General features: G+C 66.4%; 1 protein-coding gene. It reads right to left on the bottom strand.

The window, feature by feature from the left end; genetic code table 11:
• Positions 1-7,048 (bottom strand): cadherin-like domain-containing protein (locus tag PCJ49_RS03925; protein WP_269909807.1); only part of this gene is annotated, 7,048 nt, incomplete at both ends.

Raw genomic sequence — 7,048 nt, 5'->3', positions numbered from 1 at the left:
GGTGACCGTCCCGGTACCGGCATCGACATCAGCGAAGCTGATACCGGTCAGGGCGGTGGCGACATCCTCCGTTACATTGATGGCGGCCGGCACAGTGATGCTGGGGGCATCATTCGCGGCGGTGACATTAAGCGTCACGCTGGTGCTGGCAGTCAGCGGGCCGCCGGTGCCGGTATTGCCGCCATCATTGATGGAGATGGCAAGCGTCTGGCTGGCGGTGCTGTCGGCGGCGGTCTGGAAGCGGACGCTGCCGGCATTGACGAAGCTGTTGATGGCGGCCAGCGAGCCGGAGAGGGTCAGCGTGCCGCTGCCCGACCCGGTGACGCCGACGCCATTGCCGCCGGTTGCCGTCAGGCTGCCGGCGCCGACGGAGAGGGTGACGGTGACCGTTCCGGTCCCGGCATCCACGTCGGCAAAGCTGATGCCCGTCAGGGCGGTGGCCACATCCTCCGTCACCGTCAGGCTGCCGGGTGCAGTGATGCTGGGGGCATCATTCACGGCGGTGACATTAAGCGTCACGCTGGTGTTGGCTGTCAGCGGGCCGCCGGTGCCGCTATTGCCGCCATCATTGATAGTGATGGCGAGCGTCTGGCTGGCGGTGCTGTCTGCCGCCGTCTGGAAGCGGACATTGCCAGCATTGACGAAGCTGTTGATGGCGGCCAGCGAGCCGGAGAGGGTCAGCGTGCCGCTGCCCGACCCGGTGACGCCGACGCCATTGCCGCCGCTGGCCGTCAGGCTGCCGGCCCCGACGGAGAGGGTGACGGTGACCGTCCCGGTGCCGGCATCGACATCGGCAAAGCTGATACCGGTCAGGGCGGTGGCCACATCCTCCGTTACCGTCAGGCTGCCGGGTGCGGTGATGCTCGGCGTATCATTCACGGCCGTGACGTTGAGGGTGACGTTGCTGCTGGCGGTCAGCGGGCCGCCGGTGCCGGTATTGCCGCCATCATTGATGGTGATGGCGAGCGTCTGGCTGGCTGTGCTGTTGGCGGCGGTTTGGAAGCGGACATTGCCAGCATTGACGAAGCTGTTGATGGCGGCCAGCGAGCCGGAGAGGGTCAGCGTGCCGCTGCCCGACCCGGTGACGCCGACGCCATTGCCGCCGCTGGCCGTCAGGCTGCCGGCCCCGACGGAGAGGGTGACGGTGACCGTCCCAGTCCCGGCATCGACATCGGCAAAGCTGATGCCGGTCAGGGCGGTGGCGACATCCTCCGTTACATTGATGGCGGCCGGCACAGTGATGCTGGGGGCATCATTCGCGGCGGTGACATTAAGCGTCACGCTGGTGTTGGCAGTCAGCGGGCCGCCGGTACCGGTATTGCCGCCATCATTGATGGTGATGGCCAGCGTCTGGCTGGCGGTGCTGTCGGCTGCGGTCTGGAAGCGGACGCTGCCGGCATTGACGAAGCTGTTGATGGCGGCCAGCGAGCCGGAGAGGGTCAGCGTGCCGCTGCCCGACCCGGTGACGCCGACGCCATTGCCGCCCGTCGCCGAGAGGCTGCCAGCCCCGACGGAGAGGGTAACGGTGACGATCCCGGTCCCGGCGTCGGCATCGCTGAAGCTGATGCCGGTCAGGGCGGTGGCCACATCCTCCGTTACCGTCAGGCTGCCCGGTGCATTGATGCTGGGAGCCACGTTCACGCCAGTGACATTGAGCGCAACGCTGGTGCTGGCGGTCAGGGAACCGCCGGTACCGCTATTGCCGCCATCATTGATGGAGACGGTGAGCGTCTGGCTGGCGGTGTTGTTGGTTGCGGTCTGGAAGCGGACATTGCCAGCATTGACGAAGCTGTTGATGGCGGCCAGCGAGCCGGAAAGGGTCAGCGTGTTGCCGCCCGCGCCGGTGACGTTGACGCCATTGCCGCCCGTCGCCGAGAGGCTGCCGGCCCCGACGGAAAGGCTGACGGTAACGATCCCGTTCCCGGCATCCACATCGGCGAAGCTGATGCCAGTCAGGGCGGTGGCAACATTCTCCGTTACCAACAAGCTGCCGGGGGCGGTGATGCTCGGCGCATCATTCACGGCGGTGACATTGAGGGTCACGTTGCTGCTGGCGGTCAGCGGGCCGCCGGTACCGGTATTGCCGCCATCATTGATGGTGATGGCGAGCGTCTGGCTGGCGGTGCTGTCGGCTGCGGTCTGGAAGCGGACGCTGCCGGCATTGACGAAGCTGTTGATGTCGCTGAGCGAGCCGGAAAGGGTCAGCGTGTTGCCGCCCGTGCCGGTGACGCCGACGCCATTGCCGCCCGTCGCCGAGAGGCTGCCAGCCCCGACAGAGAGGGTGACGGTGACGATCCCGGTCCCGGCGTCGGCATCGCTGAAGCTGATGCCGGTCAGGGCGGTGGCGACATCCTCCGTCACCGTCAGGCTGCCCGGTGCATTGATGCTGGGAGCCACGTTCACGCCGGTGACATTGAGCGCAACGCTGGTGCTGGCGGTCAGGGGACCGCCGGTACCGGTATTGCCGCCGTCGTTGATGGTGATGGCGAGCGTCTGGCTGGCCCTGTCATTGGCGACGGTCTGCAAACGGACATTGCCAGCATTGACGAAGCTGTTGATGGCGGCCAGCGCGCCGGACAAGGTCAGCGTGCCGCTGCCCGAACCGGTGATGCTGATCCCGCTGCCATCCGTTGCCAGGAGGCTGCCCGCCCCGACGGAGAGGGTGACGGTGACCGTGCCGGTGCCGGCATCGACATCGGCAAAGCTGATGCCGGTCAGCGGCGTGGCCACATTCTCCGTTACATTGAGGGCGGCCGGCACAGTGATGCCGGGGGCATCATTCACGGCGGTGACATTGAGGGTCACGGAGCTACTGGCGGTCAGCGGGCCGCCGGTGCCGGTATTGCCGCCATCATTGATGGTGATGGCGAGCGTCTGGCTGGCGGTGCTGTCGGCTGCGGTCTGGAAGCGGACGCTGCCGGCATTGACGAAGCTGTTGATGTCGCTGAGCGCGCCGGAAAGGGTCAGCGTGTTGCCGCCCGTGCCGGTGACGGTGACGCCATTGCCGCCCGTCGCCGAGAGGCTGCCGGCCCCGACGGAGAGGGTAACGGTGACGATCCCGGTCCCGGCGTCGGCATCGCTGAAGCTGATGCCGGTCAGGGCGGTGGCGACATCCTCCGTTACCGTCAGGCTGCCCGGTGCATTGATGCCGGGGGCCGCATTCACGCCGGTGACATTGATGTCCACGCTGGTGCTGGCGGTCAGCGGGCCGCCGGTGCCGGTATTGCCGCCATCATTGATGGTGATGGCGAGCGTCTGGCTGGCGGTGCTGTCTGCCGCCGTCTGGAAGCGGACATTGCCAGCATTGACGAAGCTGTTGATGGCGGCCAGCGCGCCGGACAAGGTCAGCGTGCCGCTGCCCGAACCGGTGATGCTGATCCCGCTGCCATCCGTTGCCAGGAGGCTGCCCGCCCCGACGGAGAGGGTGACACTGACCGTGCCGGTGCCGGCATCGACATCGGCAAAGCTGATGCCGGTCAGCGGCGTGGCGACATTCTCCGTCACATTGAGGGCGGTCGGCACAGTGATGCCGGGGGCATCATTCACGGCGGTGACATTGAGGGTCACGGAACTGCTGGCGGACAACGGCCCGCCGGTACCGGTATTGCCACCGTCGTTGATGGTGATGGCGAGCGTCTGGCTGGCGGTGCTGTCCGCCGCCGTCTGGAAGCGGACAGCACCGGCATTGATGAAGCTGTTGATGTCGCTGAGCGCGCCGGACAAGGTCAGCGTGCCGCTGCCCGAGCCGGTGATGCCAATCCCATCGCTATTGACCGCAGACAGGCTGCCGGCCCCGACGGAGAGGGTGACGGTGACCGTCCCGGTCCCGGCATCCACGTCGGCAAAGCTGATGCCGGTCAGGGCGGTGGCCACATCCTCCGTCACCGTCAGGCTGCCGGGTGCGGTGATGCTGGGGGCGTCATTCACCGCCGTGACATTGAGCGTCACATTGCTGCTGGCGGTCAGCGGACCACCGGTGCCGGTATTGCCACCATCATTGATGGTGATGGCCAGCGTCTGGCTGGCTGTGCTGTTGGCCGCCGTCTGGAAGCTGACGCTGCCGGCATTGATGAAGCTGTTGATGGCGGTGAGCGAGCCGGAGAGGGTCAGCGTGCCGCTGCCCGACCCGGTGATGCTGACCCCGCTGCCATCCGTTGCCGTCAGGCTGCCCGCCCCGACCGACAGGGTGACACTGACCGGGCCGGCGCCGGCATCGACATCGGCAAAGCTGATGCCGGTCAGCGGCGTGGCCACATCTTCTGTCACACTGATGGTGGTCGGCGCCGTCACAATGGTCGGCGCATCATTCACCGGTGTGACTGTAATGGCGAAGGTCTGCGTGCTGGTGGTGCCGCCACGGCTGTCCACCACGGTGAAGCTGATGCTGTCAGCGGCGGTTTCCCCGCCATTATGCTGATAGGTCAGCCGGTTTGCCGTGATATCGGCCTGGGTGAAGGTTGCCCCGGCTGTGAGGGCATTTCCATTCAGCCGCAGGGCACCATTGACCGGCAGGGAGGTCACGGTGAAGGTCAGCGTCGGTACATTGTCCTGCAGATCGTTGGCCAGCAGCAGATTGCTGCCGATCACCGCGCTGGTGCCTTCTGCCAGGGTCAGGCCGGCATTGACCGGCACGGTGGGGATCGTGTCGATATCCACCGTGCGGACGGCCACCAGACTGACGGCATTGCCGCTGTCGGTAACGGTGAAGCTGACGGACCGGTTGCCGCTGTTGGGCGTGTCGGCGCTGTTGCGGTACTGGATACCGCGCAACACCTCCTGATACTGACTGGCCTGGGCGCTGCCGGTCAGGGTGATCAGACCGCTGCCTTCACCGCTGATGGTGATGCCATAGTTGGCGGCAGCGGTTCGCGCATCGGCTGACAGGGAGAGCGCCTCGCTGGTGCCGTTCAGGGCACCATCCAGCGTGATGGTCGCCCCGGTCAGCAGGTGGCTGTCGGTATCGACAACGCTCAGCGACGGCGAAACCGTGACAGCGTCGCGGCCGGCCAGGAAGGTGCTGGCGCCGCTGGGGATGGTGACGGCCGGCCGGTCATTCTGCGGGGTGATGGCGATGGTGCCGGTCACCTGGGCCTGGCCCAGACCGGTACCGGTATTGCCGCCATCATTCAGCACGATGCTGACGCTGCGGTTCGGCAGTCGGCCGGCATCATTGCTGTCCGGCTGGCGGTCGGTCGCGTCGGGCCCCGTATTCCGATAAGTCAGTTCCCCCAGCAGGGCGTTGACGGCCGCCGCCGTGGAAGCAGCGTTCAGGTTCACCACCATGATCCGGGTGGCGGTGGCCCCGCTGGTATCGGTGGTGAAGGTCACGCTGCCGAACACAGTGCCGTTGAGGCTGACCTCGCCGGTGGCGGCGTTAAAGGTGATATTGCTGCCCGAACCGATGGCCAGCACATCATCGGCAACCTTCCAGTTGCCCAGGCGCACGGTCAGCGTGCCCTGGTTGAAGCTGGTGGCATCGACATCGGCGACGGTGACGCCGGCGGCGAACCGCACGGGATCACCGCCATTGAGCGTGTCGCTGACATATTCGGCAAAGGTGCCGCCCGGGGTGCCGGTGATGACGGGGCTGTCATTGACGGCGGCCATCGACAGGGTGGCGGTGGCGGTGGTCGACGCGGTGGACCCGTCGGACACGGTATATTGGAAGCTGGCGACCACGCCGTTCCCGTTCAGTGGCGGCAGATATTTCAGCCGGCCCGCATCCAGATCGGCAGCCTGAATGGTCTGGTTGACCGTTACAGTCTCGCCCGTATCGACAAGCCCATCGCCATTGGCATCCAGGAACAGGGTGCCAGCACTCGGCAGGCTGATGATGGTGATGGAGGTGAGCGCATCACCATCGGCATCGGCATAGTTCAATGCCGCCTTGCTGATGGTCAGCACCGTATCCTCTGTCCCGTTCAGGGTCGGGTTGGCGGAAACGGTGGGGTCCTGATTGGTGCGGATGGACAGATCGTTGCCCGTGCCCGCCACATAGCTGACCCGGTACTGCTGTGCGTTGCTGGTCAAGGATCCCTGTTCGACGACCGTGCCGCCGATGGTACCGCTGGTGGCGCCGGCGGCCTGATTGTCGATGATGATCAGGCCGGTTCCTGCCGACCCGGTCAGGCTGTAGGCGATATCCAGGCCACTGGTCTGGCCCAGGGTCAGGGTTCCGTTGATGGCAACCTGATCATGGCCGGTACCGGCGGTAGCACCGGCCACGTCCAGGGCCAGCGTGCCGTTGAGCGCCAGATTGCCCTGGATGGTCAACCGGCCGACGCCGCCATTGGTGCCCACCACGCCCGGTGCCAGGGTGGCCCCCTGGTTCACGGTGACGCTGTTGCTGGAATTGGCGGCAAAGATGGTGCCGCTGCCAGCCAGGCTGGCGCCCGTGCTGACGGTCACGCCCGACGTGCCGGCCAGCGCACCCGTCACCACCAGGGTGCCGTTGCTGATGCTGGTCGCCCCCGTATAGCTGTTATTGCCCGACAGGGTCAGCGTACCGCCACCCGCCGTGGTGAGGCTGCCGGCGCCGGAGATCACCCCCGACAGGGTCAGGGCATTGGCATTGCTGACTGTGCCGTGATTGACGTCCAGGGTAATGGCATTGTCGATGGTGACGTCGCTGCCCGTGACGGTCAGCGTGCCGCCATTCAGCGTCAGCGCCCCCGTCCCCAGATTGGCATCCGCCGCAACCGACAGGGTACCATCCCGCACGGTGGTGCTGCCGCCATAGCTGTTGGTACCCGACAGGGTCAGCGTGCCGGTGCCGGTCTTGATGAGGTTGCCGGCACCGCTGATCACGCCCGACAGGGTCAGGGCATTGGCATTGCTGACCGTGCCGCCCCCTGAGCCCAGGCTGAGCGCATTGTCGATGGTCGTCGCACCGGTGACGGAGAGCGTGCCGCCATCCAGCGTCAGCGTACCGCCCAGCAAATTGGCATCCGCTGCCACGGCCAGGGTGCCGGCCGAAACCGTCAGCCCGCCCGTGCCGGTGTTGCTGCCCGACAGGGTCAGGATGCCGCTGCCCGCCTTGGTCAGCGCC

This window comes from Niveispirillum sp. BGYR6, from assembly GCF_027568365.1.
Taxonomy (GTDB): domain Bacteria; phylum Pseudomonadota; class Alphaproteobacteria; order Azospirillales; family Azospirillaceae; genus Niveispirillum.
Note: the sequence above shows the minus strand (reverse complement) of the source record. Positions and strands in the feature narration are given on the sequence as shown.